Origin of the sequence: Nakamurella aerolata (genome assembly GCF_013002705.1) — a bacterium.
Classification (GTDB): Bacteria; Actinomycetota; Actinomycetes; order Mycobacteriales; family Nakamurellaceae; genus Nakamurella; species Nakamurella aerolata.
On sequence record NZ_JABEND010000009.1, the window covers coordinates 114,540 to 140,312 of the forward strand.

28 protein-coding genes are annotated in these 25,773 nt (G+C 69.3%); 5 read left to right on the top strand and 23 right to left on the bottom strand.

Annotated features, from left to right (window positions below):
* Nucleotides 1-3 precede the first annotated feature (3 nt).
* From HKD39_RS15110 to HKD39_RS15155, 10 genes are all read right to left on the bottom strand, one after another.
* Complete coding sequence (locus tag HKD39_RS15110) at nucleotides 4-1,005, bottom strand: DUF5926 family protein (RefSeq protein ID WP_212754598.1); 1,002 nt, start codon at nucleotides 1,003-1,005, stop codon at nucleotides 4-6.
* On the bottom strand, nucleotides 956-2,128 hold the full coding sequence (locus HKD39_RS15115) for a DUF4328 domain-containing protein (protein WP_171200711.1): 1,173 nt from the start codon (nucleotides 2,126-2,128) through the stop codon (nucleotides 956-958). The genes HKD39_RS15110 and HKD39_RS15115 overlap by 50 nt, the downstream gene beginning before the upstream one ends.
* Nucleotides 2,129-2,172: 44 nt before the next feature.
* Nucleotides 2,173-2,535: a rhodanese-like domain-containing protein gene (locus HKD39_RS15120; protein ID WP_171200712.1), complete on the bottom strand. Its 363-nt coding sequence runs from the start codon at nucleotides 2,533-2,535 to the stop codon at nucleotides 2,173-2,175.
* 45 nt (nucleotides 2,536-2,580) lie between these two features.
* Nucleotides 2,581-3,450, bottom strand: coding sequence for an Fpg/Nei family DNA glycosylase (locus HKD39_RS15125; protein WP_171200713.1), 870 nt, complete (start codon nucleotides 3,448-3,450; stop codon nucleotides 2,581-2,583).
* A 228-nt stretch (nucleotides 3,451-3,678) separates the two neighbouring features.
* Complete coding sequence (locus HKD39_RS15130; RefSeq protein ID WP_212754599.1) at nucleotides 3,679-3,837, bottom strand: PIN domain-containing protein; 159 nt, start codon at nucleotides 3,835-3,837, stop codon at nucleotides 3,679-3,681.
* 29 nt (nucleotides 3,838-3,866) lie between these two features.
* The gene (locus HKD39_RS15135) at nucleotides 3,867-4,094 is read right to left on the bottom strand and encodes a type II toxin-antitoxin system Phd/YefM family antitoxin (protein ID WP_171200715.1); all 228 of its coding nucleotides are present in this window, start codon (nucleotides 4,092-4,094) and stop codon (nucleotides 3,867-3,869) included.
* A gap of 38 nt (nucleotides 4,095-4,132) precedes the next feature.
* Nucleotides 4,133-4,777, bottom strand: coding sequence for a response regulator (locus HKD39_RS15140; RefSeq protein WP_171200716.1), 645 nt, complete (start codon nucleotides 4,775-4,777; stop codon nucleotides 4,133-4,135).
* 80 nt (nucleotides 4,778-4,857) lie between these two features.
* The gene (locus HKD39_RS15145; protein WP_212754600.1) at nucleotides 4,858-6,297 is read right to left on the bottom strand and encodes a sensor histidine kinase; all 1,440 of its coding nucleotides are present in this window, start codon (nucleotides 6,295-6,297) and stop codon (nucleotides 4,858-4,860) included.
* Entirely contained in the window at nucleotides 6,294-6,941 is a 648-nt protein-coding gene (locus tag HKD39_RS15150) for a sensor domain-containing protein (RefSeq protein WP_171200717.1), read from the bottom strand. The genes HKD39_RS15145 and HKD39_RS15150 overlap by 4 nt, the downstream gene beginning before the upstream one ends.
* A gap of 83 nt (nucleotides 6,942-7,024) precedes the next feature.
* On the bottom strand, nucleotides 7,025-9,949 hold the full coding sequence (locus HKD39_RS15155; protein WP_171200718.1) for a glycoside hydrolase domain-containing protein: 2,925 nt from the start codon (nucleotides 9,947-9,949) through the stop codon (nucleotides 7,025-7,027).
* Here HKD39_RS15155 and HKD39_RS20625 point away from each other — a divergent pair.
* From HKD39_RS20625 to HKD39_RS15170, 3 genes are read left to right on the top strand one after another with little or no spacing between them, the layout of a single operon-like run.
* Nucleotides 9,888-12,125: an FUSC family protein gene (locus tag HKD39_RS20625; protein WP_171200719.1), complete on the top strand. Its 2,238-nt coding sequence runs from the start codon at nucleotides 9,888-9,890 to the stop codon at nucleotides 12,123-12,125. The genes HKD39_RS15155 and HKD39_RS20625 overlap by 62 nt on opposite strands.
* A 47-nt stretch (nucleotides 12,126-12,172) precedes the next feature.
* The gene (locus tag HKD39_RS15165; RefSeq protein WP_171200720.1) at nucleotides 12,173-12,946 is read left to right on the top strand and encodes a MerR family transcriptional regulator; all 774 of its coding nucleotides are present in this window, start codon (nucleotides 12,173-12,175) and stop codon (nucleotides 12,944-12,946) included.
* Nucleotides 12,943-13,479, top strand: a complete 537-nt coding sequence (locus HKD39_RS15170) for a hypothetical protein (protein WP_171200721.1) — start codon at nucleotides 12,943-12,945, stop codon at nucleotides 13,477-13,479. Before HKD39_RS15165 ends, HKD39_RS15170 begins: the two co-directional genes overlap by 4 nt.
* Nucleotides 13,480-13,497: 18 nt before the next feature.
* On the opposite strand, the gene HKD39_RS20630 is transcribed toward HKD39_RS15170, so the two are convergent.
* The 6 genes from HKD39_RS20630 to HKD39_RS15195 all read right to left on the bottom strand — a co-directional run bounded on the left by HKD39_RS20630 (nucleotide 13,498) and on the right by HKD39_RS15195 (nucleotide 17,426).
* Nucleotides 13,498-13,743, bottom strand: a complete 246-nt coding sequence (locus HKD39_RS20630; RefSeq protein WP_343074736.1) for a DUF6290 family protein — start codon at nucleotides 13,741-13,743, stop codon at nucleotides 13,498-13,500.
* Nucleotides 13,727-13,894 (bottom strand): hypothetical protein, encoded by a 168-nt coding sequence (locus HKD39_RS15175; RefSeq protein WP_171200722.1) that lies wholly within the window; start codon nucleotides 13,892-13,894, stop codon nucleotides 13,727-13,729. Before HKD39_RS15175 ends, HKD39_RS20630 begins: the two co-directional genes overlap by 17 nt.
* 242 nt (nucleotides 13,895-14,136) lie before the next feature.
* Nucleotides 14,137-14,655: a ferritin-like domain-containing protein gene (locus HKD39_RS15180; RefSeq protein WP_171200723.1), complete on the bottom strand. Its 519-nt coding sequence runs from the start codon at nucleotides 14,653-14,655 to the stop codon at nucleotides 14,137-14,139.
* A 147-nt stretch (nucleotides 14,656-14,802) separates the two neighbouring features.
* Nucleotides 14,803-15,789, bottom strand: coding sequence for a class F sortase (locus tag HKD39_RS15185; protein WP_171200724.1), 987 nt, complete (start codon nucleotides 15,787-15,789; stop codon nucleotides 14,803-14,805).
* A gap of 169 nt (nucleotides 15,790-15,958) precedes the next feature.
* Complete coding sequence (locus tag HKD39_RS15190) at nucleotides 15,959-16,723, bottom strand: ferritin-like domain-containing protein (RefSeq protein WP_212754601.1); 765 nt, start codon at nucleotides 16,721-16,723, stop codon at nucleotides 15,959-15,961.
* A 49-nt stretch (nucleotides 16,724-16,772) separates the two neighbouring features.
* Nucleotides 16,773-17,426, bottom strand: coding sequence for a ferritin-like domain-containing protein (locus HKD39_RS15195; RefSeq protein ID WP_171200725.1), 654 nt, complete (start codon nucleotides 17,424-17,426; stop codon nucleotides 16,773-16,775).
* 231 nt (nucleotides 17,427-17,657) lie between these two features.
* On the opposite strand from HKD39_RS15195, the gene HKD39_RS15200 reads away from it, so the two are divergent.
* Nucleotides 17,658-18,470 carry an SGNH/GDSL hydrolase family protein gene (locus tag HKD39_RS15200; protein ID WP_212754602.1) on the top strand — a complete coding sequence of 271 codons (813 nt, stop codon included), beginning with the start codon at nucleotides 17,658-17,660 and terminating at the stop codon, nucleotides 18,468-18,470.
* Between the two features lie 113 nt (nucleotides 18,471-18,583).
* Here the strand turns inward: HKD39_RS15200 and HKD39_RS15205 are convergent, their stop codons facing one another.
* The 6 genes from HKD39_RS15205 to HKD39_RS15230 all read right to left on the bottom strand — a co-directional run bounded on the left by HKD39_RS15205 (nucleotide 18,584) and on the right by HKD39_RS15230 (nucleotide 23,148).
* The gene (locus tag HKD39_RS15205; RefSeq protein WP_171200726.1) at nucleotides 18,584-19,075 is read right to left on the bottom strand and encodes a DUF1707 SHOCT-like domain-containing protein; all 492 of its coding nucleotides are present in this window, start codon (nucleotides 19,073-19,075) and stop codon (nucleotides 18,584-18,586) included.
* Entirely contained in the window at nucleotides 19,072-19,977 is a 906-nt protein-coding gene (locus tag HKD39_RS15210; protein WP_171200727.1) for a PadR family transcriptional regulator, read from the bottom strand. The genes HKD39_RS15205 and HKD39_RS15210 overlap by 4 nt, the downstream gene beginning before the upstream one ends.
* A gap of 123 nt (nucleotides 19,978-20,100) precedes the next feature.
* Nucleotides 20,101-20,496, bottom strand: a complete 396-nt coding sequence (locus HKD39_RS15215; protein WP_212754603.1) for a DNA polymerase ligase N-terminal domain-containing protein — start codon at nucleotides 20,494-20,496, stop codon at nucleotides 20,101-20,103.
* 146 nt (nucleotides 20,497-20,642) lie between these two features.
* Nucleotides 20,643-21,206, bottom strand: coding sequence for a hypothetical protein (locus tag HKD39_RS15220; RefSeq protein WP_171200728.1), 564 nt, complete (start codon nucleotides 21,204-21,206; stop codon nucleotides 20,643-20,645).
* Nucleotides 21,199-21,549 carry a YwiC-like family protein gene (locus tag HKD39_RS15225; RefSeq protein ID WP_171200729.1) on the bottom strand — a complete coding sequence of 117 codons (351 nt, stop codon included), beginning with the start codon at nucleotides 21,547-21,549 and terminating at the stop codon, nucleotides 21,199-21,201. The genes HKD39_RS15220 and HKD39_RS15225 overlap by 8 nt, the downstream gene beginning before the upstream one ends.
* Nucleotides 21,550-21,612: 63 nt before the next feature.
* Nucleotides 21,613-23,148 (bottom strand): MFS transporter, encoded by a 1,536-nt coding sequence (locus HKD39_RS15230; protein ID WP_171200730.1) that lies wholly within the window; start codon nucleotides 23,146-23,148, stop codon nucleotides 21,613-21,615.
* 106 nt (nucleotides 23,149-23,254) lie between these two features.
* On the opposite strand from HKD39_RS15230, the gene HKD39_RS15235 reads away from it, so the two are divergent.
* On the top strand, nucleotides 23,255-23,800 hold the full coding sequence (locus tag HKD39_RS15235; RefSeq protein WP_171200731.1) for a TetR family transcriptional regulator: 546 nt from the start codon (nucleotides 23,255-23,257) through the stop codon (nucleotides 23,798-23,800).
* 154 nt (nucleotides 23,801-23,954) lie between these two features.
* On the opposite strand, the gene HKD39_RS15240 is transcribed toward HKD39_RS15235, so the two are convergent.
* On the bottom strand, nucleotides 23,955-25,277 hold the full coding sequence (locus HKD39_RS15240; protein ID WP_343074738.1) for a dicarboxylate/amino acid:cation symporter: 1,323 nt from the start codon (nucleotides 25,275-25,277) through the stop codon (nucleotides 23,955-23,957).
* Nucleotides 25,278-25,773: the final 496 nt, after the last annotated feature.

Sequence of the window (25,773 nt, forward strand, 5' to 3'; positions counted from 1 at the left end):
TCCTCAGCGCAGGGTGAATTGGCGGCCGAGGATGCCGTCGCGGGCGCGGCGCTGCTCGGCGGTCAGCGGTGAGTCGTCGGCCAGCGCGGCTTCGTAGCGCTGCGCGAACGCCGCGACCGGCTCGGCCCACTCGCTGGGGTGCGCCTCCCGGTCCAGGTCCCACACCGGCACCAGCCGGCCGTGCGCCCGGAACGAGCCGACATAGCGGGAGCCATCGCCAAGGTCGAGTTCGCCGGCGGCCGCCAGCCTGGCCAGCGCGGCCATCACCTTCGGTTCGTCCTCGGCGCGGACCCAGCGCAGGTGCGCCTTCTCACCGGCGTCCACCCAGTAGGCGCCGGCCTGCTCGCCGACGCGCGCCGTCGGCAGCACCGCCGCATTGGCCTGCTCCAGCGAGGCCGCGACCTCGCTGCCCGGTTCGGCCGGGCTCTCCAGCCACCAGCCGAAATCGTCGTGAACGGTGACGTCGAGCGGCTCGTCCACGATCAGCTCGCCGATCTTGGGGACCGGCGACCCGGCGTCGTCGGTGCGCGGCGCGACCGACAGCACCTGGCTGGGACCGGCCGCCAGCGCCCACTGCAGGCTGCCGCCGAGATCGCGGGCCAGATCGCCGGAGTGCACCTGGGTCTGCATGCCGAGCAGGATGGAGCCGTCGCTGCGGGTGAGCGCGGCGGCCGCGCCCGGCAGCACCGTCGTCACCATGACCGACGGCGCCTCGTCGCCGGAATGCTTGGCCCGCGCGGCTTTCGACAGGGTGAGCGGCGCGGTCGCCGACGGCACGAACTCGCGCATGGCGATCAGCTCGACCTCGCCGGCCAACCCCTCGAAGGGACGGGCGACGATCAGATCGGCGCCGGCATCGGCCGCACCGTGACAGTTCTTCCAGCGCCGGCCGGAACCGCATTCGCAGGGCCGCCGCGGGTTGCCGCCGCCGGCCTTGGTGTTCGCCGACGGGGTGTTATCCGACGGTGCCGACTCGGGCGTCAGCGTGCTCGTTTTTTTCGCCACGCGGACACGGTACGCGACGGTCGCTGGTGGGTTCCGGCGCCGCGACCACCCATCCGGTGGCGGCCGTACGGGGGACGTCGACCAGGCGAGACCAACGCCACAGCAACACCGTCAGCAGCACCCCCAGCAGCCCGGCCAACGCGTCGGCCGCGATGCGCAACTGCACCCCGTCGGCTCTGGCCTGATCACCGCTGCCGAACATCCGGATCACCACAAGTACCGCCAGTACCCCGCCAACGGTCCACAGCGCCCACACCGCCCAGACCAGCAGCGACGACGACCCGCCACGGGCCCGGCTCGGATCGGTGCCGGCGCCGCGGTCCGGGTCGGACCAGCGCAATTGCCGATCGGTCTCGGTGACGACGATGCCCGCCCCGTAGATGTTCCACACCGGCACCAGCAGGTACTGCCACAGCTGCCGCACCGGCCGGGCCGCCGCCCGGCCGAGCAGCGTGGCTGACAGCTGATGGGCGGTAATGATCGCCGGCACGGTGAGCACCGCCGCCAGCACCGATAGTCCCAAGGTCCACCAGCCGGCGATACCGACGAAAAGGTCGCTGGCCCGCACCGTCCCGCCGTCCAGCACCTCGGTCCGGCCGCGCAGCAGCAGCGCCAACCGCCAACTCTCGGCAACGGCGGCGGCCAGCGCCGACAGGGCCGTCACGGCAACCACCACCGCGGCGTACCGCAGTCGCTGCGCGGTCCGCCGTCGCTGCCTGTCGACGGGCTTGGCGTCGGTGTCGTCCTGATCCGGCCAACGCCAGCTGCCGGGCCGGAACCCGCCGCGGGGGTGGCGGTCGCCGTAGCTGGGCGGACCGGTGTACGGGCCCGATCGCCAGCTACGGCGCTGCGCGGTGCGGTGACGCTGCGCCGGCAGCACCGGCGTGTGCGCCACCCAGCGGCGCAGCGCCGGCGCCGGCCGGCCAAGACCGGGTCGGTTCCAGTCGCCGTACTGCCGGGCCCCGGCTCCGCCGGACCCCGCGGACGTGTTGCCCGCCCGCGCGACCAGTCGGGTGCCGCAGTACAGGCACTCGAGGGTGGGACCGGCGAAGGGCGGTTGCCGCCGGCCGCATCGCGGGCAGTCAGCGGCCGCGGCTGCGGTGTCGGGTCGCGGCTGGTTCACGGCGTGGTGGTCGGTGCGCTCGGTGTTCGGTGTTCTTGCCGCGCTCAGATGACGGTCGGTTCGGCGTCGGCGGAATCGGCGGTCAGCGGGCGGCCGGCCGCGGCCCATGCCGACATGCCACCGGCGACGTTGACCGCGTCCCAGCCGTTGGCGTTGAGGAAGGCGGTGGCCCGCGCGGAGCGGCCACCGGAACGGCACACCACGTACACCGGGTCGCCCTCGGGGACCTCGTCCAGCCGTTCGGCCAGCTGCGGCAGGGGGATGTGCACGGCCTGCGGGGCGTGACCGGCCTGCCATTCGTCGTCCTCGCGGACGTCGAGCAGGGCCGCGCCCGCTGGCAGGTCGGTGGGCAGATCAGCCAGCGCGATCTCAGCGGGCTGGTGCTGGCCGTTGACGGAAGATGCCATGGCCCCAGTATCCACCGCGGCGCGGCGGCCCGGGAGCTGATGCCGTTACCGCAGCAGTCGGCTCAGCCGTCGGTCGGCGAGCTTCTTGCCGCCGGTCTGGCAGGTGGGGCAGTACTGGAACGAGCGATCGGCGAAGCTGACCTCGGCGATGGTGTCGCCGCACACCGGGCACGGCAGGCCGGTGCGGGCGTGCACCCGAAGGCCGCTGCGCTTCTCGCCCTTGAGCCGGGCCGCCTGCCCGCCGACCGAGCGCTCGACCGCGTCGGTGAGCACGTCGTGCATGACTGCGGACAGCCGGTCAAGCTCGTCGGCGTTCAGCTTGCCGGCGGTGGCGAACGGCGAAAGCTTTGCGGTGTGCAGGATCTCGTCCGAGTAGGCGTTACCGATGCCGGCGATCACGCTCTGCTCGGTGATGGTGGTTTTCAGCCGTCCGGTGCGTCCGGCGAGAATCTCGGCGAGCTCGTCGCGGCCCAGGCTGAGCGCGTCAGGGCCCAGCCGCGCCACCCCTGGCACCTGCTGCGGGTCTGCCACAAGAGCAGCGGTGACGCTCTTTTTTGTGCCGGCCTCGGTGACATCGAAGCCACCCGGCTCCGGGTGAGCGTCGTTGGCGTCGAACAGGATGCGCAGCGCGATCGGCCCGCCCATCTTCGGCGGCTTCGCGGCCGGGTTGTCGGTCCAGCGCAGCCACCCGGCCCTGGCCAGGTGCAGCACCAGATGCAGATCGCCGAAGGTCAGGTCGAGGAACTTGCCGTGCCGGCCGGTGCCGTCGAGCGTGCGGCCGACGATGGTGTCCATCGGCGGGTGGTACGTGGTGAGCACGTTGAGCGAGGTGACCATCGCGCTGCGCACCCTGCGGCCGACCGCATGCTGCTGCAAGAACGCGGCGAGCGCGGTGATCTCGGGTAGCTCCGGCACTGTTGCTCCCTTGCCTCGGGTCCACGTCTCGGGTCCGCCCGATTATGCCCGGGATTGCCGACACCAGACCGATGAGCGCCTGACCCTCGGCGGAGGCTCACGATGCTCCCACTGGATCGAACCGGCCAACAGCGCGTGCGCCAACGAGACCGGCAACACCGACGCGCCGAGCCTGACCAGATACGCGGGAAGCGCGTCGAGCACGGCCTCTGCCCGCGGCATTTTCCCTCACCGGTGCTTGGTCGCAATCTCCCACCCTGACGCGGCGGACACCAGTAGCTCTGCTGTTGGATCAGAGATCGCGGCGATGGCGGCCGGTCCGAGTGCGTCAGGTTCTGTCAGCGCCCACACCAACGCGTGGGTGTCCAGCAAATATGTTGCGGGCACCGATATCTCGGCTGTCTCGCCACGTTCGCTCATCTTTCCCAGGCGGCAAGCTCGTTATCGTCGAGCGGTTCGAAGAAGGTGTCCGGCAAGCGGTACGAGACGAAACCGAGAGGACGCGGAGCACGCGGGTTGACCGGCACGAGGCGCGCCACCTGACGATCGCCTCGCGCAATCACAATCTCTTCCCCCGCCTCGACGCGAGCCAGCAGCGCGGAGAGATGCGTCTTTGCGTGCTGCACTTTCACGGTCGCGGCCATGACTTCAGAGTAAGGTTGACCAACCCGGCCCACCAACCTCAGTTTCGCAGGTAGGCGAGCACGGCGAGGACGCGGCGGTTGTCGGAGTCGTCGGGCTCGAGGCCGAGCTTGCCGAAGATCCGCTGGATGTGCTTGGCGATCGCCCCCTCGGTGACGACCATCGCCTCTGCGATGGCGGCGTTGGAGCGGCCCTCGGCCATCAGCGTGAGCACTTCCTTCTCGCGCGGGGTGAGCGACTCCACCGGGTCGTTGCGCCGTCTGGCGCCCATCACCTGCGCCACCACCTGGGGGTCGAGGACGGTGCCGCCGCCGGCCACCCGCGCCACCGAGTCGACGAAATCGTCGATGTCGGACACCCGGTCTTTGAGCAGATACCCGACGGCACCGCCGCCGGTCGCCAGCAGTTCGTCGGCATAGGACAGCTCCACATACTGCGAGAGCACCAGAATCGGTGCGGTCGGCCAACTTTCCCGAACCTCGACGGCGGCCCGCATGCCCTCGTCGGAGTGCGACGGCGGCATTCTTACATCGACAATCGATACATCAGGTCGTTCGACGAGCACCGCCCTGACGAACGACGGCCCGTCACCCACGGCCGCCACCACCTGATGCCCTGACTCGATCAGCAGCCGCTCGAGACCTTCGCGCAGCAGCAACGAGTCGTCGGCCAGCACAATCCGCATGGGCTGAACGCTATCGGGCGCCGACGCCGTTGCCGGCCCTCGCTCCCGGCCGACAACGACAGCCCGCGCGCGGCGCCGGCTCAGCACGGGATCTCGGCGACCAGATCGGTGGGACCACCGGTCGGTGAGGTCAGGTTCAGCACACCGTCGACCCCTCGCACCCGGTCGGCAAGGCCGACAAGACCGTGCCCCTTGGACAGTTGCGCACCGCCGACACCGTTGTCCGAGACCGTGATGGTCAACACTCGCCCGGCCGGGCTGTCGTGCACCGTGAGGTCGACCAGGGCGTACTCGGCGCCGGCGTGCTTGGCGACGTTGGTCAGCGCCTCGCTGACGACGAAGTAGGCGGCGGTCTCGACGTGCTCCGGCATCTTGGCCGGCACCTGCATGGTCAGATGCACCGGAATCGTCGACCGCGCAACCACTTCCTCCAGCGCAGCGGTCAGGCCGCGGTCGGCCAGCACCGGCGGCGCGATCCCGCGGGACAGCGCGCGCAGTTCGTCAAGGGTGGCCCTGGTCTGGCCGATGGCTTCCTGCAACGTCGCCCTTGCCTGTTCCGGGTCCGCGTCCACCTGCTTGCGGGCCCGGCCCAGATCCATCGACAGTCGAACCAACCGTTGCTGGGGGCCGTCGTGGATGTCACGCTCCAGCTTGCGCAGCGAGCTGGCCTCCGCTGTGCGGGCGGCCTGCCGACCCTGCACCTGGTACTCGATCTCGGCCTGCAGGTGCGCCCGGGAAGACAGCAGCAACAGCGCCGGCCCTGCCGTGATCCAGGCCGCTGCCCGCACCACCCAGGGCAGGGTGAGCAACGCCAGCAGCCCGATGGTGGTGTACCAGGCGAGCTTGATCAGGTAGCTGTCACCGAGACCGATCAGCTCAGGAACGTCCTGGTCGTTGGGGCCGTTGGGCAGCGACCATCCCCACAGCACCCAGCTCAGTCCGCCGAGGGTGAGCGTCCACCACACCACCGTCAGCACAAAGGAAATGGTGGCGAGGATGAAGCCGAAGAGGCCGTAGAGAATGTCGAGCCAGGTCTGCGGATCGCCGAGGGTGGTCAGCGCCCTGCGTAGCAAGCCGCGCTCGTCGCGGCGGTACACCGGGGAGGCCGCGTCGGCCTGCAGCGTGTTGCGGATCAACCGCCGGTTGATCAACGCGAAAGTACGGGCGACGTAACCGGCCAGCGCCAGCAGCGGCAACCCGATCACCGTCACCGACAGCCCGAGCCCGACGGAGAACATGGCGGCGACGATGGGCAGTGCCAGCAGCGACAGCGGGAAAGCCGCCAGCACATAACCGGTCTCGCCCAGCACTCGGGCCGGCAGCGAGCGGCGTGGACGCGCGGCCGCCCCCGTACGCTGCGGCTCCGGCCGCTTCCGCAGCGGCTCACCGGTGGTACTGATGCTCATGCTGCTCATCCGATCCGGTGCCAGGTTCAGCGCCCAGTCGGCGCCGTGATGCTGGGCCGATCCAGTCTCCCCCATCGCGGCCGGCACCGGGAAGGTCGGCTCCGCGGTGCTCATTGCTGCCCCGCAGGGACGGCGCCGAGCAGGGCGCGGGCAGTGCGGGTGGTGAGCCGGGTCATCGCGCTGGTGACGGCCGGCAGGCTGACGACAGCGGCGGCACCGACAACCAGGTAGCAGCCGGCCGCGACCAGGTAATTGTCGCCGAGCCCCAACAGCTCGGGCAGGTTCTGATCGTCCTTGCCGTTCGGCAGCGCCCAGCCCCACAGGCTCCAGCTGAGCCCGCCGGCCGCCGCGGCCCACCAGGTCAGTGCGACACCGGCCGGGATCCAGCCGAGCAGCGGCTGCAGCAGTACGTACCGCACCCCGCGCCAGGTCGCCGGGTCGGCGAGCGCGCCGCGGGCGCCCGGCCGTGGTGTTGCGGGCGTCGGCGGGTCCAGCCCGATGCCGCGCTGCCTGGCGATCTCGGCCTGCCCCTGACGACGAGCAAGGCCGGCCGCCAGCAGCACCAGCGGAACGCCGATCCACAGCACGGCCAGCGTCAACCCCACCGTCAGCAGGGCGGCGACGGCAAGTCCGGCCGCCATGGTGCAGACGAAAGCCGAAACCAGGTAACGAGTTTCGGCGGCAAGACGTCCGCGAGTGCTGAGCAGGCCCGGGGCGGCGGCCGGCCCGGTCAGCGGTTTCAGCGAGGTGGTGGTCATGTCGACAACGCTAGGAACCACTGACCGGGCCGGACAGCCAGCGAACTGGCGGAACCGGGGTACAGCTAGGTGGACAGTCCCGGCTACTTCACCAGGACGGTGGCGTGGCCGGTGGAGCGCTGCACGCTCGGATCGTCCGGCAGCCAGGTCACCACCACGTTCACCCTGCCCCTGGTGACTGGAATCGGGTCGGTGACGGCGCGGCCGGTGCCGTCGGCACCGGTGTTCAGCGGCACCGATGCCACTTTCTTGCCGGCGACGTTCACGTTCGCGGTGCCGGCGACCGCGACCGGCGTGCTCAGCTTCACCGTGGTGGTGACCACCAGGTTGCGCTTGCCCTTCACCTTGACGACGTCGGCGGTGACGGTGGTGGTGGACAGCACCATCGCCACCTGCAGTTTCTGGCTGGTGGTGGTGGCGGGCAGCGCGGTCCGCGGGTCGGCCGGGACGAAGGTGGCGGTGACGGCCATGACGCCGGCCGGGGTGGTTGCCGGGATCGGCAGGGTTGCGGTGCCGTCGGCGCCCACCTCGGACTGGCTCAACGTTGAGCGCCCGGAACGCAGCACCACCGTGCCGTGCGGCCGGCCGCCGCCCGGCAGCGTGACCGTTGCGGTGGCGGCAACCGGCTTGTCGGTGCCATAGACCGGTACGTCGGTGGGCAGCCGCAGGCTGATGGCCGACTGCACCGGCGCTGCCGGGGTGGCCGCACCCCAGCTGGAAGCGTTGCTGCCCAACGTGTATCGCAGCGTCTGCGCCGATGCCAGCTGAGCCACCGTCATCTCGGTACCGGTGTGCTGCGCACCGTCGACCGTCATGGACTGGATGAACGGTGCGCCGGCGGCGTCGGCGCTGGTCTCGATCCGCAGCGGCGGCTCGCCGGCGGCGCGGTGCACGGTGATGCCGGGGAACTGCGGCGTCGACAGCTGCAGCGCACCCTCGGAGGCGACGGTCGGGAACATGCCGAGCGCGGCGAAGACGTACCAGCTGGAGGTGGCGCCCATGTCGTCGTTGCCCGGCAACCCGGCCCGGCCGGTGGTGAACGCAATGTCCATCAGTTTGGCAACGATGTACTGGGTGGCCGCCGGCTTGCCGGCAGCGTTGTAGGCCCACGGCGCCGGAAAGCCCATCTCGTTGCCCATATAGAAGCCTTGCGACTCCTGGCCGCCGTTGAGCTGCTTGGCGGTGGGCGTCACGGTGAGGGCGTTGTCGATGGAGAACAGCCGGTTCAGCCGCTCGACGGCGGCGGCCGGTCCGCCGATCGCGGTGATCAGCTGCGGCCAGGACTGGCCGAACGAGAAGAAGTAGTTGGGCTCGGTCGACTCGTGGAACGAGCCTGGCACCAGCGGCCCCGGCTGCCCCGGCGCCGCCGGCTTGCTGCGCGCGGCAATGGTGGTGGTGGCCGGGTCGAAGATGCTCGTCCACCACTGCGCCCTGCCCTGCAGCTGGGCGGTGTCGGCCGCGGTGATTCCGGCGCTGTTCTTGACGGATTCGGGCAGGCCGGCCAGCAGTTGCGCTGCCGCCCAGTCGCTGTTGTACCGCTCGATGTTCGCCGAGGAGGCGTCCGGGTAGTAGCCGTCGGCCAGATAGTCGTCGAAGCCGGGGAAACTGGCGTTGCCGTTGCAGCTGCTGGCCGCGTCGTAGCCGGACTGCAGGGTGAGCCTGGCCGCGGCGTTCAGGTCGAAGTTGTTGGCGCCGAAGGCGTATGCGCCGGCCAACATCGGCGGCGCGTTGTCGCCGGCCATCGGTGTCGAGTCGTCGCTGGCGTCCACCCAGTGCGGGAAGGCGCCGCACTGCAGCCCATCGACCACCAGCGACTGGTTCACCTCGCTGGCGACGTCCGGCGCCAGTAGCGCCAGCAGCTGAGCCTGGGAGCGGTAGGTGTCCCACATCGACAGCCCGCTGTAGTGGGTGCGGTAGCCGCCGGTGGAACCGTCCGGCCGGCGGAACGGGTAATCGGCGACGTTCGCGGTTGGCCGGTCCAGCACCGTCCCGGTGACGTCGACGTCGGCCGGGTAGGGCTTGGCTGCGGCCATGCTGCGGAAGTCGCCGTTCACGTCGGAGTAGACCGTCGGCGAGCCGAACACCCGGTACAGCGCGGTGTAGAACTTGGTGAGCTGCTCCCGCTGCCGGGTGGTCAGCGCGGCCGGGTCGGCGGCCCGGTCGACCTGGATGCTGTTCAGTCTGGTGTTCCAGGCGGCGTCGGTCGCCTGGCGTACCTGGTCGAAAGTGCTTGCGGCGTTTTCGGTCTGCAGGTTGAGTTTGGCGTTCTGCTGGCTGACGGCGGAGATGCCGACCCGCATGGTGAGCGTCGGGTCGTCGGCCGGCAACTGGTACTGCAGCACCGCTGCTCCGTCCTGCACGGTATTGACGGTGCCGCCGCTCTGCGCCTTGAGCGATCGATTGAGCTCGGCGTAGAAGTACACCGGCGAGTTGAACTTGGTGCCGTACGGCGTGCAGAACGCCGGCGCCACCGCCGTCCCGCTGAGCGTGCGCCCGTCGTCGCCGATGGTGAGCTGGGTGTTGGCTGCCGAGATCTTGTTGCCGGCACCGGAATTGCTGTTGCCGTTGAGCTTGGTGTCGAGCGCGAGGTAGCCGGCGCCGGCATTCGGGTAGCTGAACTGTGCCATCCCGGTCCGGGTGGTGGCCGTCAACTCCACCGTCACCTTGTTGTCCAGCTGCACCGAGTACAGGCCGGGTTTGGCGGTCTCCGTCGCGGTCTTGAAGGTGACGCCGGTCGGCCTGGCACCGCTGGCCACCGGTTGCGGGGTGGACGCCGGCATCAGCCCGACGGCGCCCTGACCGGGGCAGCCGACACCGTTCAAGTGGGTGAGGCTGATGGTGCTGACATCGTTGTCAGGATGCTGCCAGCGTAATGGACGGCGCCAGCACCGGTCTGTTCCGGTGCCAGTGCCGATGCCGCCGTCGGCGCCGGTGCATGATCGTCGGGTGAGCCTTCCGGTCAGCCCCGGCGCCCAATGGCGTCGAGAGATGCTACGGCGCGGGCGCACTCGGGTGCAGGTGGAGCGCCGCGACCTGAAGGATCGGATCGGCGCCGCAGACCCCGGTGGGGTCCGGCTGCACATGGCGTTCCGGGTGGTCGTCGCGATCGCCGCGGCGCTGGCGCTGGAGCGGCTGTGGTCCGCCGTCACCGGCATCGGTGCCGCGCCGGTGATGCTGCTCGGCGCGGTGGTTGCCATGCTGACCGCGTCCGGTATCAGGGAGAACACCAGGCAACGGACGTTCAACGCCGCCTGGCCGGTACTGCCGGCGGCGGTGCTCGGCGGCGGCGCCGCCACCCTGACCAGCGGCGTGAAGTGGTTGACGCTGGTGCTGTTCGTCGTGGTGTCGTTTGTTGCGGTATGGATCCGCCGGTTCGGTCCGGCCTGGCTCACCTACGGGATGGTCGGCTGGCAGAGCTACTTCTTCATTCTCTTTCTCGGCCCGCCGATACATCAGTTTCCTATCATTATCGGCGCGCTCGCGCTGTCGGCCGTCAGTACCACCCTGCTGCTGTGCACGGTGCTGTATCAAGACCCGGCAAAGCGCTTGCGCCGCACCATCGCCGCCTACCGGGCGCGGGCCCGCGCGGTGATCTCGGCCGCCCTCGACGTGTTGGCCGAGCCGGACGATCGGGCACCGGTCAAGGTGCTCCGTACTCAGCTGGTGCAGCTCTCCGAGATCGTGCTGTTGCTGGACGGGCAGCTCTCGGAAGACCGGGTGCTGCCGCCCGACGTCAGCCCATGGGCGTTGCGCCGCTGGGTGGTCGACGTCGAGATCGGCATGGACGAGCTGGTCTCTGCGGTGTTGAACTACACCGAGATCGCCCACCAGCAGCCCTTCACCCTCACCCGCAGGGTGCGGGAGGTGCTGCAGGCGGTCGGCTGGGCCGACTCCGATCGCGCCGCCGCACTCGCACTGCAGCTCGCCGACGACCCGGACGCGCCCGCCCCCGCCCGGCAGCTGGGTCGCGGCGCCGACTTTCTGATCGACACGGTGGCGCGCTGGACGTCGGGCGAGCTGCTGCAGCCGGCCACCGGTGAGGCCAAGGCAGCGCTGTCGGAGTTCGAATCGGTGCTGGCGCTGCGCGCCGGACGATTGCCCGGCACTGCGCCGCTGGCCGAAAAGGCCGTGAAGGACGCCGATGCGCCGGCGTGGTCGCCGGCCCGGCTGCGGTTGACCACCCGCCAGGCGGTACAGGCCTCGGTCGCGGCCGCGCTGGCGATCTGGATCGGGCACCTGATCTCACCGCAGCGGTACTACTGGGCGGTGATCGCAGCCTTCATCGCGTTCACCGGGACCGCGACGGCCAGCGACACCGTGCGGCGCAGCCTGGGCCGGGTGGTGGGCACGACGCTCGGGCTGCTGGCCGCCGTTGGACTGTCCGGATTGACGGCCGGGCACACCCCGTGGACGTACGTCGTGCTGCTGATCAGCCTTGGCCTGGCCTGGTACCTGTTCCCGATCAGCTACGGCGCGATGATCTTCTTCCTGACGGTCGCGCTCGGCCAGCTGTACGGGCTGCTGCACGAGTTCACCGACCAGGTGCTGGAGCTGCGTCTGGCGGAAACCGTTGCGGGGGCGCTGATCGGGGCCGTCGTTGGGCTGTTGGTGCTGCCGGCCAGTGCGATGCGCACACTGCGGGTGGCGCGGGTGGAACTGCTCGGGCACCTGGCCGATCTGTTGGACAGCTGCCGGGATCTGGTGCTGCGCGGCGGCGGCATCCCGCCGGTGGCCGATCGGCGGGCGGTGACCGCGCAGGTGGTGCAGCTGGACGCCGACGCCAGGCAGCTGGTGCAGGCGGTGCAATCACTGGTGACCGGGCGGTTCTTCTCGTCCGACCGTTCCGGCATGCGGCACCGGGTGGCGGTGCTCGGGTCGGCAGCGGCGGCGGCGAGAGCCGTTGCGTCGCTGGTGAATCGGGGATATCCGCGCGGCACCGAGACCGACATCGACCGGCCGGCCTACGCGGCGGCGATGCGTGAGCTGGCGACCGAGTCGCACCGGCTGGCATCGGTGCCGGAGCTGGAGAACGCCACGGCGCCGGAGCAGCAGGACATCGCCGCGCGGGTCGGCGAACTGCTTGATCCCGCGGTGCGCGGGCCGGCCAGAACGGCACCGTTGCGGCACCAGCTCAAGCGGTTGGCTGACTCGCTGAGCCTGCTCACCCCGCGGGGACGCCCGTGAGGCGCCACGTTTGACCTTGACGCGGCGTCAACGTTGATGATGGGCGTATGCGGATATCGGAGGTCGCCGGAGCGGCCGGGACCACGCCGAGGGCGGTGCGGCACTACCACCGGCTCGGCATTCTCCCGGAGCCGGAGCGGCGGTCCAACGGCTACCGCGACTACGGCACCGCTGACCTGCTGCGGTTGATGCGGGTGCGCTGGCTGGCCGACGCCGGGGTGCCGTTGTCGGCCATCCCGGGCGTGTTGCGGTCGGCGAGCACCGGCCGCTCGGAGCTGGTGGACGATCTGTCGGCGTTGGTCGCCGGTATCGCCGACCAGCAGGCGAAACTGGCGCGGCAGCAGGGCATTCTCAGCGGCATGCTGGAGGCCGCGGTCGCCGGCGAACGGGTCAGCCCGCTGCCGGCGCCGCTGGTCAACGCGTTCGACCGGATGCTCGCCGGCGCGCCCGACGAACAAGCACGCCGCGGGGTTCGGCACGACCGCGAGGTGTTCGAGGCGATGGCGCTGCGCGGCGCGCTGGACGAGCGGGTGATCGATCAATTCGTGGCGATGACCGGTGACGAACAGCAGCTGGCCGATGCGGTGCAGCTGACGTCTCGAGTGATGGCGTTGCAAGGCAAGGATCCTGCCGCGATCCAGCCGGAGATCGACGCGGTGGCCGCGCTGTTGCTCACCCACCCGATGGTGCGCACGCTGATCGGCGACCTCGAGGAGTTGCCGGCCGAGCTGGGCCACGACGAACTGATGCTGTTCGATCCCGCACAACGAGCCCTGGTGCGGTCGATGCTGACCCTGCTGCGGAAGGAGCGCGGACAATGAGCACGACCGATGGCGCCGTCGTGGCCCGCTACGACAGGCAGCTGCGGCCGCTGATCTGGGGCATCGTGATCGCCTCGCTGATCGAAGCGGTGGCGCTGACGCTGCTGTTGCATCGCTGGCCGGTGATCGCGTGGATCCACGTGGCGGTGTGCGTGCTCGGCCTCGGCTTCACCTGGTGGTCGCTGCGGGGGTACCGAAACAACCCACACACCTTGCAGGACAACACGTTGCACCTTCGCTACGGACGTCGAATCGACGTGCCCGTCGCACTGGACGCCATCGCCGCCGCTACCGCCACCCTGCGGGACGCCGGCACGAAGACCATCGGCTTCACCGAGAACACCGACGGATCAGCCGACCTCACCCTCGGGGTAGCCGGCGTTGCGAACGCCACCCTGCGCCTGGAAAGGCCCATCGAGGTGACCATCGGCAAGCACGGCACCCGCACCGTCGGCCGCATCCACTTCCGTGCCGACGACCCGAACCCGTTGCTGCGCGCCATCAATGAGCGCGCGAACGTCGTGACTGGCTAGTCCAGCGGCGGTGGAGTTTCAGGCCGACCGTTCTTGCTCAATCCGTTCCAGGATCCAGGAACGAACCAATGTCGAAGCAGGGAGATGCTTCTCTCGTGCAAGGCTCTCGACCCGAGCCTGCTCGTCAGCGCTCAATCTCACGGAGTAGACCCGCGAACGGTTTGGTCGAACCGCCTTGCTGCCTTCCGGATACTCTGCCTCGCGAGTGGCTTCCGACTCAGCTCGCAACCGTTCAATGAATTCCGTATCAACGTCTCTCGTCATCGTCCACCTCCTGTTCGTACAGCATCAGGTCATGCCCGGTCGCAGGCCACGCGTTGACCAGGTGCAGGGTGCCCATCACATCTCGATAGGCAATGACCACCAACACCCTGTCGGCCGTCAACGAAAACCCGATGAAGCGCGAAGCGCCCATGCGCGACTTCGGGTCAGGTTCGAATGCGGCTAGGCCACGATCGTCCAAACCTCCTGGCACCAATCCGGTTCAATATCTACAGCACCGGGGTAACGACGCGAACGCGATCGGATGTACTGGACGGTCGTCTCGTCCCAATGCAGGGATTCACCCATCAGGAGAGTGTACTACGTTGTACTACACTCATCTAGGTCGGGACTCCATGTTCGCGGCGACGATGTGCCGGTGATGCTGCGACCGCGTCAGGAACCGTCGTTCTCGGTGGTGCCGGCCTGGCGTTTGCCGAGTTCGGCGTCCATTCGAAGCAGGCCAGGGCCGTCGTCACCGACGAGCTTGAGCTGGCCGAGGATCACCGAAACGGTGGACTCCTCCTCGACCTGCTCGGCCAGGAACCAGTTCAGCAGCGGCCGGGAATCGAGATCTCCGGCGGCTTCGGTCGCCCGGTAAAGGTCACGGATGGCGTCGGAGACCTTCTGCTCGTGCGCATAGGCGGCCTCGAAGGCGTCGGTCACGCTGGTGACGGCGACCTTGGGGGCGCCGATGTCGCCGATCTGCGGGTGGTTGCCGCGGTCGGCAACGTAGTCGATGAACTTGTTGGCGTGCACGATCTCTTCGTCCGCCTGATGCCGCAGCCACGCCGACATCCCCAGCAGGTCGCGCAGTTCCATCTCGATGGCGAGCTGGCGGTACACCATGCACGCCTGAAACTCGAGGGTGATCTGGTCGTTGAACTTGGCTTCCAATTCCGGCGAGAGTTTCACAATTTCAAGGAAACCAGAACGTACCGATCGGCACCAGCAAGGCAAGGCTCGGCTCAGATATGCTGCCCCGGTGCGGCTTTGCCGTTCGCGAACGGCGTCGGCACTCGCCGACGCGGCGGCGTCAGCACTTCGTCGGCGCGAACGGCGTCAGCCGACGAGGCTGGCGAACGCGATGATGTTGGACTCGTAGTGCCCCGACTTCGGGTTGAAGGTGCCACCGCAGGTGATCAGCCGCAGCCCGGCCCTGTCGAGGTTGCCGTACACCACCTCGGTGGGGAACTGATTCTTGGCGTACTCACGTACCGCGTCGATGCGGAAGTTGGCGACACTGCCGTCCGCCCGGTTGATCTCGACTGTGTCGCCGGGCTTCAGCTCGCCAAGTCGGTAGAACACCGACGGTCCGTTCTTGGCCGAGTCGACGTGGCCGAGCACGACGGACGGCCCGACTTCGCCCGGCGTCGGCGATTCGGTGTACCACCCCGACGAGCGGGTGTCCTCCAGCGGAGGTACCTCGATGCCGCCGTCCGCCAGCGGTTTCATCTTCAGCATCGGTGACTCCTTGACGCCGATCGCCGGGATCGACAGCGACGTCGGCACCGAGGCCGACAGCACCGGACCGGTCACCTTCGCGGCCGAGAACGTCGGCACCACAACGGTATTGCGCAACTGCGGCAGCCCGGAGCCTGGCGCGGCGGCGGCCCGGCCGGCGGTGTTCGCCGAGCTCTTGGCGGACGCTGCGTCCGACGGCCCGGTGGCGGTCGCGCCGGAGCGCTCCGCCGGGGATGACGCCGATGACGCCGAAGGCGCAGAAGAGACAGAAGACACAGTCGATGCCGGCGCCGTTGGCGCGCCGGAAGCTGCGGAAGGTGCCGAAGCTGCTGAGGGTGCTGAATCCACCGAATCCGTTGCGCCGGCTCCGGTTTCGGTGCCAGAACCACCGGATTGACCGGACTCCACCGGGTTGATGGTGCCGGCGGCGGCCGCCGCCGGCTCGGCCGGTGGCCCCGGTTGCTGGGCGCTGGAGCAGGCTCCGGCCAGCAGCAGCACCGCGCCGACCAACGCCAACCCGGCGAGGTACCACCAGCGCATGCTGGCGCGGTCGGTCCGCTCGGTGGCGATCAGTTGGCCGGTCATCTGTTGTCACTTTCGTCGAGGAGGCTGCACGGGCCGACGCCGGAGACCTGGTTGGGAAGACCCCCGGCGCCGGCCCGCGGTAGCCGCTGCCACCCGGCGTCGGCCGACTGCTTGACCGACACCATGGCTGGCAGCGCTTTCCGCGGAAGCGGAAACCTGTTGATACGGACTAGCTGTCGGCGCCGTCGCTCGCGCGCCGGCGAGCCATCAGCGCGGCCGCTCCGGCCGCACCGACCAGTGCGGCACCGCCCACCAGCAGGCCGGTGTTGTCCGCTCCCTGGCTCGATGCGGTGCTACCGCCACCGGTGTTCACCCCACCGGTCGGCCAGCTGCCCTTCATCTGCGTCAGGAACGGGGCGACCTGCGCCAGCACCTTGTCCTTGGCGACCGGCTTCTCGAAGGCGCCCATGTAGACGCCGCCCTCCGCCGGCAGGTCGAGCAGGTTGCCGACCAGCGCGGCGTGCCTGGCCTCGACGCCGAAGATGCCGGCGGCGGCCTGCAGGATGGCCTTGTCCTTGATGAACCCGGCGGCGCCCAGATAGGCACCAACACCCACGTTTTCGAAGGTGTGGCTGGTCTTCAGGTAGTTGTCGCGGTTGTCGAACGAGGTGCCGAAGTCGACGCCGGGCGCCGCGACCGGCTTGCCACCCAGCTTCTTGATGGTGTCGGTGAGGGCGGCGACGTGCGTCTCCTCGTCCTTCTGAATGGTGGCGAGGTAACGCTTTTCGTCACCGGACAGCAGGTTCGCGGAGTTGCCCTGCTGGTAGAACGCGGCCTCGAGGTACTCAAGGGTGAGGGCGTAGTTGAGCACGTCCAGGTCGCTGCCGAAGTCGACAGCGGTGGCCAGGCCCCACCGATTGTTCAAGGCGCTGAGCGCCATCGGTGCCGGCACCTCACTGAGGTTGCCGTGAATCAAATCGCGTGCATTAGCCATGACGGATTGTTCTCCTTGCGGTTGGCTGGGTCGGTGTGGTGGCTGGCGATCAGCTGATCAGCGGCTTGACTTCGGCGAGCACCTGGTCCATCGACAGGGTGCCTTCCACCGGAGCCGGGAACGGGTTGGTCGCGGTGAGCTGGGCCAGGATGGCCGCGTGCCGCGACTCGACGCCGGCGATGGCGGCCGCGCTGGCCAGCACATCGCCGCTGCTGATCAGCGTCACCTGGCCGTGGTAGGCCTTGACGCCGAGCTCCTCGAACATGGCGGCGTTCTTGAGGAACGACTCGCGGGTGTCGAACGCCCCGGCCGGGTAGGTGATCTTCGGCTTGCTGACCGGCGTGCCACCGAAGGCCTTCACGGCGTCGGTGACGGCGCTGACGTGGGTCTTCTCGTGATCACTGATCGGGGTGATGAGCTCCAGCTCGCGGCCGGACAAGACGCCGGCCGCAAGACCTTTGGCGTAGTAGTCCGCTTCCAGATACTCCAGGGTCAACGCATAGTTGAGGATGTCAAGGTCGCCCTTGGTACCGGTGGCCATTTTCGCGTCGGCCATCGCAGTCGGCGCCGTGAGCACGGCACCGCCGGCGACGAACGTAGCCCCGACGCCGACCAGACCGGCCATCTTCAGGAACTTGCGTCGCGAGGAACCGGTGTCGAACTCCAAAACCGGCTTGCCCTCGAAGATTCGATCGGCTGTCATGTCCTTCCCTTCGGTTGAGAACGTGGGCACGACACGAAGATCGGCAGTTCGCCTCGGCGTCTTCGCCCGGCCCCGCTCGCGGCTTGCAGCCAGCAGGATGCGTCGGGAGTTCGGGGCCTGCGGCCGGCCGGATTGGTGGCTCGTTCACTTTCGTCTGCTACTTCTGGATGAACGGCAGGTGACCAGCACCTGAACGACCTTTGCGACAAGAACCCCAGAACAGGACAAGCTGTGCACCGCCACCTCAACTCGGACATCCGGAAAGTCCGTCCCGCACGGGACTTCCGGCGTTTTGTCGTCGTCGGCGACAGCTGCGCCGAAGGGCTGGACGACCGCTACCCCGACTCCGAGCACTACCGCGGCTGGGCCGATCTCGTTGCGACAGAGCTGGAACGCCGGCACCCGGGGGTGCACTACGCGAACCTGGCCGTCCGGGGTAAGCGGCTCGACCAGATCGTCACCGAGCAGCTGCCAGCGGCGCGGCCGCTGCGGCCGGATCTGGTGGCCCTGTTCGGTGGGGTCAACGACCTGCTCACCAGGGGGTGCTCGGCGGCGACCCTGCACGGCCGGGTGGACAGGGCCGTCGGCGGGCTCACCGAGATCTGCGACACCGTCGTGGTGTTCACGGTCAGCGACATCTCGCGGCAGTCGCCGGTGCTGCGCGGCCTGCGCGGCCGCATCGGTCTGCTGAACGGCGCGGTGCGGCACGCCGCGAACACGCATGGCGCGACCCTGGTCGACCTGGCCAGCCAGGAGTCGGTGGACGACCTGCGCTACTTCGGGCCGGACCGCCTGCACCTGGCAGCGCCAGGGCACCGCCGGGTGGCGGCCCAGGTACTGACAAGCCTTGGCATGACGGCTGATCCGGCCTGGACGGCTCCGCTGCCGGGCGCGCCGGTCCGCGCGGGTTTCCGTTCCCATCTGCAGTGGGCGTGGCAGCAGGCCGCACCCGTGCTGGTGTCCCGGGCGCGGAACGTCGTGGTGCGCAGGCAACCTGGCGACGGCTTCGCCGCCAAACGCCCGCACCTCACCCCGGTGGGCTGACGAGCGCAACGGCCCGGACCATGTGGTCCGGGCCGTTGCGCGTTGGCGGGCTCTCGTTCAGCCGCCGTGGTTCAGCCGGCTTGGTTCAACCGCCGTGGTGCAGCCGCCGTGGTTCAGCCGTAGCGGCGGGAGTGCGGCCGCATTCCGGTGCGGCGCCTGCTGACCAGCATCACGATCAGCGCGATGATGCCGATCGGCACGATCAAGTGCACCAGCACCCCGATGACGACCGTCGCGATCGCGATCGCGAGCAGAATGCCGAGCGCGGTGAACACCGCGCGCGGGAACGTCATCCCGCGCCCGCTTCCGCCGCGGGCGCCCCGCGGCGGCGCAAAGTGCTTGCGCCACGGCGCATCTGCGGTGTTCAGCTGGCCGGCAGCGAAGTTGAAGAAGTTGGCGCCCCCGAACGGCTCGGCGGCGCGGCGGCCGCCGGGCAGGTCGCCGAACAACTCGGGGATCTCGTCGGTGTAGGTCGCCGCGTAGGCCCGGCGGACGCGCTGGTCGTACTCGTCGGTGTCGAGCCGGCCGTCGGCGAAGTGCCTGCCGAGTTCCTCGACCGCCTGCTGGCGGTCGGCGTCGGAGGCACGCAGGCGTGCGGTGGTCATTGCTGCTCCTTCTGGTCCTTCGGGGTTTCTTGGTCGGCTGCCTCGGCATCCGCTTCCGGCGGGTTGCCGCTGAGGATGCCGTACAGATCGGATCTGGTGCGCCGCAACACCTCTCGTGCGGCATCCAGCTCCTGTGGGGTGCCGTTCTTGGCGACATGCACGAATGCGGTGGCGACCTGCGCGATCAGCTGCCCGAGGTCCTGCTCGTCGGACGAGCCGGTGGCGTCGGCGTAACCGTCCCACAGCCGCGAGAACTCGTCGGCTCGTTCGCCGGCGAGCGTGCGGCCGTCATCGGTCAGGTGGAACACCCGGCGGCCGTCCTGCTCCTGAGCCCGGACCAGCCCTTCGTCCTCCAACTGCTGAAGCGTCGGGTACACCGAGCCGGGACTGGGGCGCCAGACGCCTCCGGAACGGCGGCTGATCTCCTGGATGATCTGGTAGCCGTGCATCGGCTGTTCAGCGACCAGGGCCAGCACCGCCGAGCGCACGTCGCCGCGGCCGGCGCGGGAACGAGGTCCCCACGGCGGCCCACCGAACGGACCGCCGCCCCACCGGCGGTGCGGTCCGCCGCCGAGGCCGCCGAACAGCTCGCCCAACAGGCCGGGAAGCCCGCCAGGCGCACGGTCGCGGCCGCGGTGGCCCGGTCTGCACGGGCCCGAAGCGTCCGGTCCGCGATGCTCGTGCTCGCCGGCACCATCGTTCTTGACGTGGGTCTCGGTCTCCGGACGCACGCCATCGGGTCGGCGCGGTCGGCCCTTCCCTTCCGGCCCCCTGGGCCCGCGCGGGCCTCGCGGTTCGCGGCCATCGTCAAGGCCGAGGTCGGCGGCCAGCTCCGACAGGAACCGGCGCACGTTACCCGGAACGTCCCATTCGATGCCCTGCCCAGCGGCAAAAGAAGTCATGACCCGTCGTCCTTTCAAGCGTTGTTCGCGTTCGGTCGCGATACGTCAACGATATATCGCTAGTTCGAGATTTCCCAGTGAGCGGAGTGGGATCAGGGTGGAACCAGGGTGTGTCAGGGTGTGTCAGGGTCTGGCAGCGGTGGAGCCGGGCTGCTGCCTGGTCAGGTGCACCAGCCAGTCCTTGCCGGTCCGGATCAGCGCGTACCTGCGCACACCATGCCGGCCGTGCAGCGTGAACACGAACCGCCTGTCGTCAGCGTCGTCCAGCTCCCACCAGCCGTCGTCGGCGATCGACTTGTCCGCATCGGTGTAACCGGCGTGCTCGAGGTCATGGTCGGCGACGGCGACGGCCAGCCGGCTCTCGCCGGTGCTGGTCGGCATGCCCTTGGGCACCGCCCACGACTTCAGCACTCCGTCCTGCTCCAAGCGAAGGTCGAAGTGGTGCCGCGGCTTTTGGTGCTCGTGCAGGACGAACACCGGCCGCTGTCCGCCGCTGTCGGCCGGCCGGTTGGTGTTCACCACTCCATTGCACGCCGCCGGCGGAGCACCGGCCACCGGGTTCACCCCGATTCCACCCCGAGGTTGCGCCGCCGGACCGGCATCGGGGTCGGCCGGATCAGCGCCCGGCTCGCCACCGTTCCGGTCGGTCGCAGGTCAGCCGCGGCTCACCGACCGGCCGGCGGCAGGATCAGCAGGCCGATGACGCGGTCGCTGTCGTCCACCGTCACCCGCCCGGTCCACTCGCCGGCCTCGCAGACCAGGGTGAGCTGCCCGACCACCGGGCCGAGCACCTGATCGTCATCGGACAGCGGGGTGCCGTCGCTCATCGTCAAGACGGGATCAACGACGTCCACCAAGGGCCCGGTCTCTCCGACAACGCTGGCCCAGGTGTCGGTGAGCAGTTCGCGGGTGAGTTGCCCGGCGATTCCGGGAGCCATCAGCGCCTGCAGGGCATCGATGTTGCCAGCGTTCAGTAGCTGGAAGGCCTCGGTGGCGCGGTCGATGACGCCCCGAGAACTGCGTTGTGCCATCACGTTTCCGGTGCGCGGATCGCGCGGCGAGCCGAACCGCTTGAAGGCGGCCTGCCGGCTGATGCCCAGCAGTTCGCCGATCTCCGCCCAGGTGTGGTCGGCCGTCCTGGCCGCCTTGACGGCGTCGGCGAGGACTCGGCGGCTGGCCTCGAGACCGGCCTGAGCCGCGCGGATGCTGGCCAGCTCGTCATCAGCCACGCGCGTCGTCGGCGGACGAGCGCGGGCGCTGCACGGCCTGCGTCGCGGGAATGACGGCACCGGCAACGATCGCCGCCGCCGGCCACCAGATCAGACTGTCCGTCATCAGGTAGAGCACAAGGCCGAGCCCGAAGGTGATGACGGCGGCGGTGAGATAGTGCTGCGGCGCGACCCGGACCCGGCGACCCGCCGGCTGGGCATAGGTCCCGGCGAACAACATCAGGTACAGCACAAGGGCCAACACCGCACCCACCACGAATCCCGGCCATTTACCGCCGGACACCAGCCCGATGGCGATGGTGAGCGCGGCACCGGCCAGCAGGAAGATCGGCATGGGTTTCATGCTTCGAATGTGCGGACCCTTCCCCCGGTTGTCAACCGTTGGTTGACAACCGGGGGTCCGGAATCAGCCGGTGCGCAGCGCGCGGTAGGCCAGCACCGCGGCGCCGGCCATGATGATCGCGGCCAGGCCGGAGGTGTAGACCACCCCGGAGTCGAACGCGTGGTGTGCACTGGCGAGCAGTTGCTCGGCAAGGTCGGCCGGCAGCTGCTCCGACACGGTGACGGCGCCGCCGAGGGTTTCGTGCGCGAGCTGCTGCTGCTCGGCGGACAACCCGGCCGGCAGCGCAACCGCGCCGCGGTACGAAGCGACCAGCATGCTGCCGAGCACGGCGGTGCCGAGCACACTGCCGACCTCGTACGCGGTCTCCGAGATCGCTGCGGCGGCACCGGATTTCGCGGTAGGGACGGCATCGATGATGATGTCGTTGGACAGCGTCTCCGCGGCCCCGATGCCGATACTGAGGATGACGAATGCCGCCATCAACGCCAGCACGCTCGCACCATTGCCGACCACGGCGACGATGCCGTAGCTGGCCGCTGACAACAGCAATGCCACCGCGACGATCCGGTTCGCCGGCACCCTGCGGACCAGCGGCACCACCAGCAGCCCGGCGACCACCATCGCGATCGCGCCAGGCAGCAGCACCAGCCCTGCGGTCAGCGGATCGAGGCCGAGCACCAACTGCAGATGCTGCGCGGCGTAGTACAGGAAGCCGACCAGCGAGAACACCGCAAGCAAGTTCGCCAGCACCGAGCCGGTGAACGGCGCGTAGCGGAACAGCTTGAGGTCGAGCATCGGCTGCGGGCGGGTGAGCTGCCGGCGGACGAAGACCGCACCGGCCGCCAGCGCCACCAGCAACGCGAGCACCGCGGTGGCGGAGAAACCTTGCTTGGCAAGAGTTTTGATGGCGAGAACAGCCGGCGCCAACGTGGCCATCGACAGCACGACGTCAAGCACCTGCAGGCGGCCGGGGTTCGGGTCCTTGGACTCCGGCACCCAGATCGGCGTCAGGATCAGCATCGGGACCAACAGCGGTACCGCGATCAAAAACACTGAGCCCCAGGCGAAATGCTGCAGTAGCAGGCCGCCGACGATAGGTCCGATCGCCGCACCCGAGGCGAACCCGGCGGCCCAGATGGCCAGCGCGATACGACGCTCGTTGCGGTCGTCGAAGATGTTCCGGATCAGCGCCAGCGTCGCCGGCATCAGCATCGCGCCGAAGAAGCCGAGCGCGGCGCGAGCAGCGACCAGCAGCTCGCCGCTGGGCGCGAACGCCGCGAACACCGACAGCGCGGCAAAGCCGGTGCCGCCGATCAGCAACAGCCGCCGGCGGCCGATGCGGTCGCCGAGGCTGCCCATGGTGACCAGCAGGCCGGCGAGCACCAGCGGGTAGGCGTCGATCACCCAGAGCAGCAGGGTGCCGCTGGCGGCGAACTCGAGCGAAATCTGCGGCAGCGCGAAGTTCAGCACGGTGTTGTCGATGGCGACCAGCAGCACCGGGAGCATCAGCGTGGCCAGCGCCGCCCACCGGCGCCAGGCCGGCTGCTGACCGGTGACCGGATCGACCGCGGTGTACTCGCGGTGGGTGAGCGTCGACATGAGGCCTTCTCCTACAGAACTGTACCGACTGGACGGTGTTTACTATACCAACTGGTCGGTGCAGTTGCCAGCGGGCGTGCGGGGTGAGGCTGGCTACACTGCGCGGGTGCCTTCAGCCCGGGAACGCATCCTCGACTCCTACGAAGAACTGCTGGCCACCGACGGTGAGCGGCACGCCACCATGGATGCGGTGGCCCAGCGCGCCGGTGTCAGCAAGGGCGGCTTGATCTACCACTTCCCCAGCAAGGAGAAGATGGTCGACGCGGTCTGCGACCGGTTGACCGAGCTGGTGGCCAACGACGTCGAGCAGATGCGCAGCTCCGACGAGGGCGCGGCCCGCTATTACATCCGCACCTCGTACTACGAAGGCACGCCGCTGGATCGGGCGATGGTCGCGGTGTCCCGGCTGCTGCAGTCGGAGTATCCGCGGGCCAGACAGACCTACGACGCGATGGGAAAAGCCTGGCAGCAGGCCCTGATCGACGATCTCGGCGATCCGGCGATCGCCCGAACGGTCAAGCTGGTCGGCGACGGGTTGTATTACGACGCGATGTTCACCGCCGGCGGCGATCCGGCCATGGCAGCACGCCGGCACAGCGACGCCGACACCGCCGCGGTGCTGGCCGTCGTCGACCGGATCACCGGCCGGTAACCGCCGGCGCGGGCCGGTAGCCGCCGGCGCGGGCCGATAGCCGCCGGCGCGGGCCGGCATCGGTGAGCCGGCCCGCGCGGGCACTTGTTTGGTTGACTGCTTGGTCGGCCGCTTGGCTGGGTGCTTGGTTGGCCGCTTGGTTCGTCGCCGGCCGTCAGGTCGACCGTGCCGCGCCGGCGAGCACCGGCTCCGGCGCCACCGGAGCGTCGGCGTCGAACGGATCGCCGGACCGCTTGGTGTTGTAGGTCTTCAGGTCGAGCAGCCCTTCGCGCTTGGCGACGATGGTCGGCACCAGCGCCTGCCCTGCGACGTTCACCGCGGTGCGGCCCATGTCCAGGATCGGGTCGACCGCGAGCAGCAGACCGACGCCGGCCAGCGGCAGCCCGACGGTGGACAGCGTCAGGGTGAGCATGACGACGGCACCGGTGACGCCGGCGGTGGCGGCCGAGCCGACCACCGAGACCAACGCGATCAGCAGGTAGTCGGTGATCGACAGGTGCACGTTGAAGAACTGGGCGACGAAGATCGCCGACACCGCCGGATAGATCGCGGCGCAGCCGTCCATCTTGGTGGTGGCGCCGAGCGGGACGGCGAACCCGGCGTATGACTGCGGCACCCCGAGGTTGTGCACGGTGACCTGCTCGGTGACCGGCAACGTGCCGATCGAGCTCCGCGAGACGAACCCGAGCTGGATCGCCGGCCAAGCCCCGCCGAAGAACTTCAGCGGCGACAACCCATTGGCGCGCAACAGGATCGGGTAGACAACGAACAGTACCAGCAGCAGGCCGACGTAGATGGCGATGGTGAACATGCCCAGCGATGCCAGGGAGTCCCAGCCGTAGCTGGCCACCGCCTTGCCGATCAATCCGAGAGTGCCGATCGGGGCCAACCGGATCACCCACCAGAGCACCTTCTGGACGATCGCCAGCAGCGAGCGGTTGAACGCCAGGAACGGCTCTGCGGCCTTGCCGACCTTGAGCGCGGCGATGCCGATGGCGACCGAGATCACCAGCAGCTGCAGCACATTGAACGAGACGCCGCTGTCGCCGCCCTCCAGGGCCAGGATGTTGCCAGGCACCAGGCCGGTGAGGAAGTCCCACCAGCCGCCCTGGGTGTCGACCGCCTCCGCGGCACTGGCGGCGACGGTGGTGTTCTCGCCTGGCCGGAAGATCAGGCCCAGCGCCATGCCGATGCTCACCGCGATCAGCGCGGTGATCCCGAACCACAGCAACGTTTTTCCGGCCAACCGGGCGGCGCCGGAGACGCCCCTGAGGTTGGCGATGCTGGCGATCACCGCGGTCACGATCAGGGGCACAACGATGACGCGCAGCAGCGTCACGAAGATGTTGCCGATCTCGGTGAGAGTGCTGGTGAGCCAGTTCGGGTCACCGTTGGGCAACTCGCCGATGCCGCGGGCGATCATGCCGAACACGACGCCGAGGACGAGGCCCGCAATCACCTGGGCGGCAAAGGGAATGCGTGCGAACGGATTGCGTGAGGGTTTGGCTGATTCTGCGGCCTCGGCGGCGGTAGTGCTTGCGGCCGAAGCTGATTCGGACGATGGAGTGCTCACGACGAGCCTTTCGTGACTTCGGCCTGGCAGCGGCCGGTTCGACTGCACACCGGGGTGCCGGCCCCGAAACGACGGGACGCAGCGCCGGTGGTGCCGGGGGTGACGGTCAATGGCGGAACGCCGCCGGTGCCCGATGGGTAGGGGCAGCGCGGGCGACCTGACAGCGAGAGCTTGGCCGGCCACTGCGGATCAGCGCGGGGTCCGACCCGTTTGAATCAGGGCAGGAACTGGATCTTGGGGAGCTGAATGTTGGCGAGCTGGATCTTGGGGAGCTGGATCACAGCTGAAACTAGCTCAGGGCAGCCGGACACGCCGCGGTGACCACGCGACCGAAGTCCACGTGGTACCGCCTGGTCAACAGCTGTGTGTGCACGCAGGACAGCCTAGTCCCTCGGCGTCC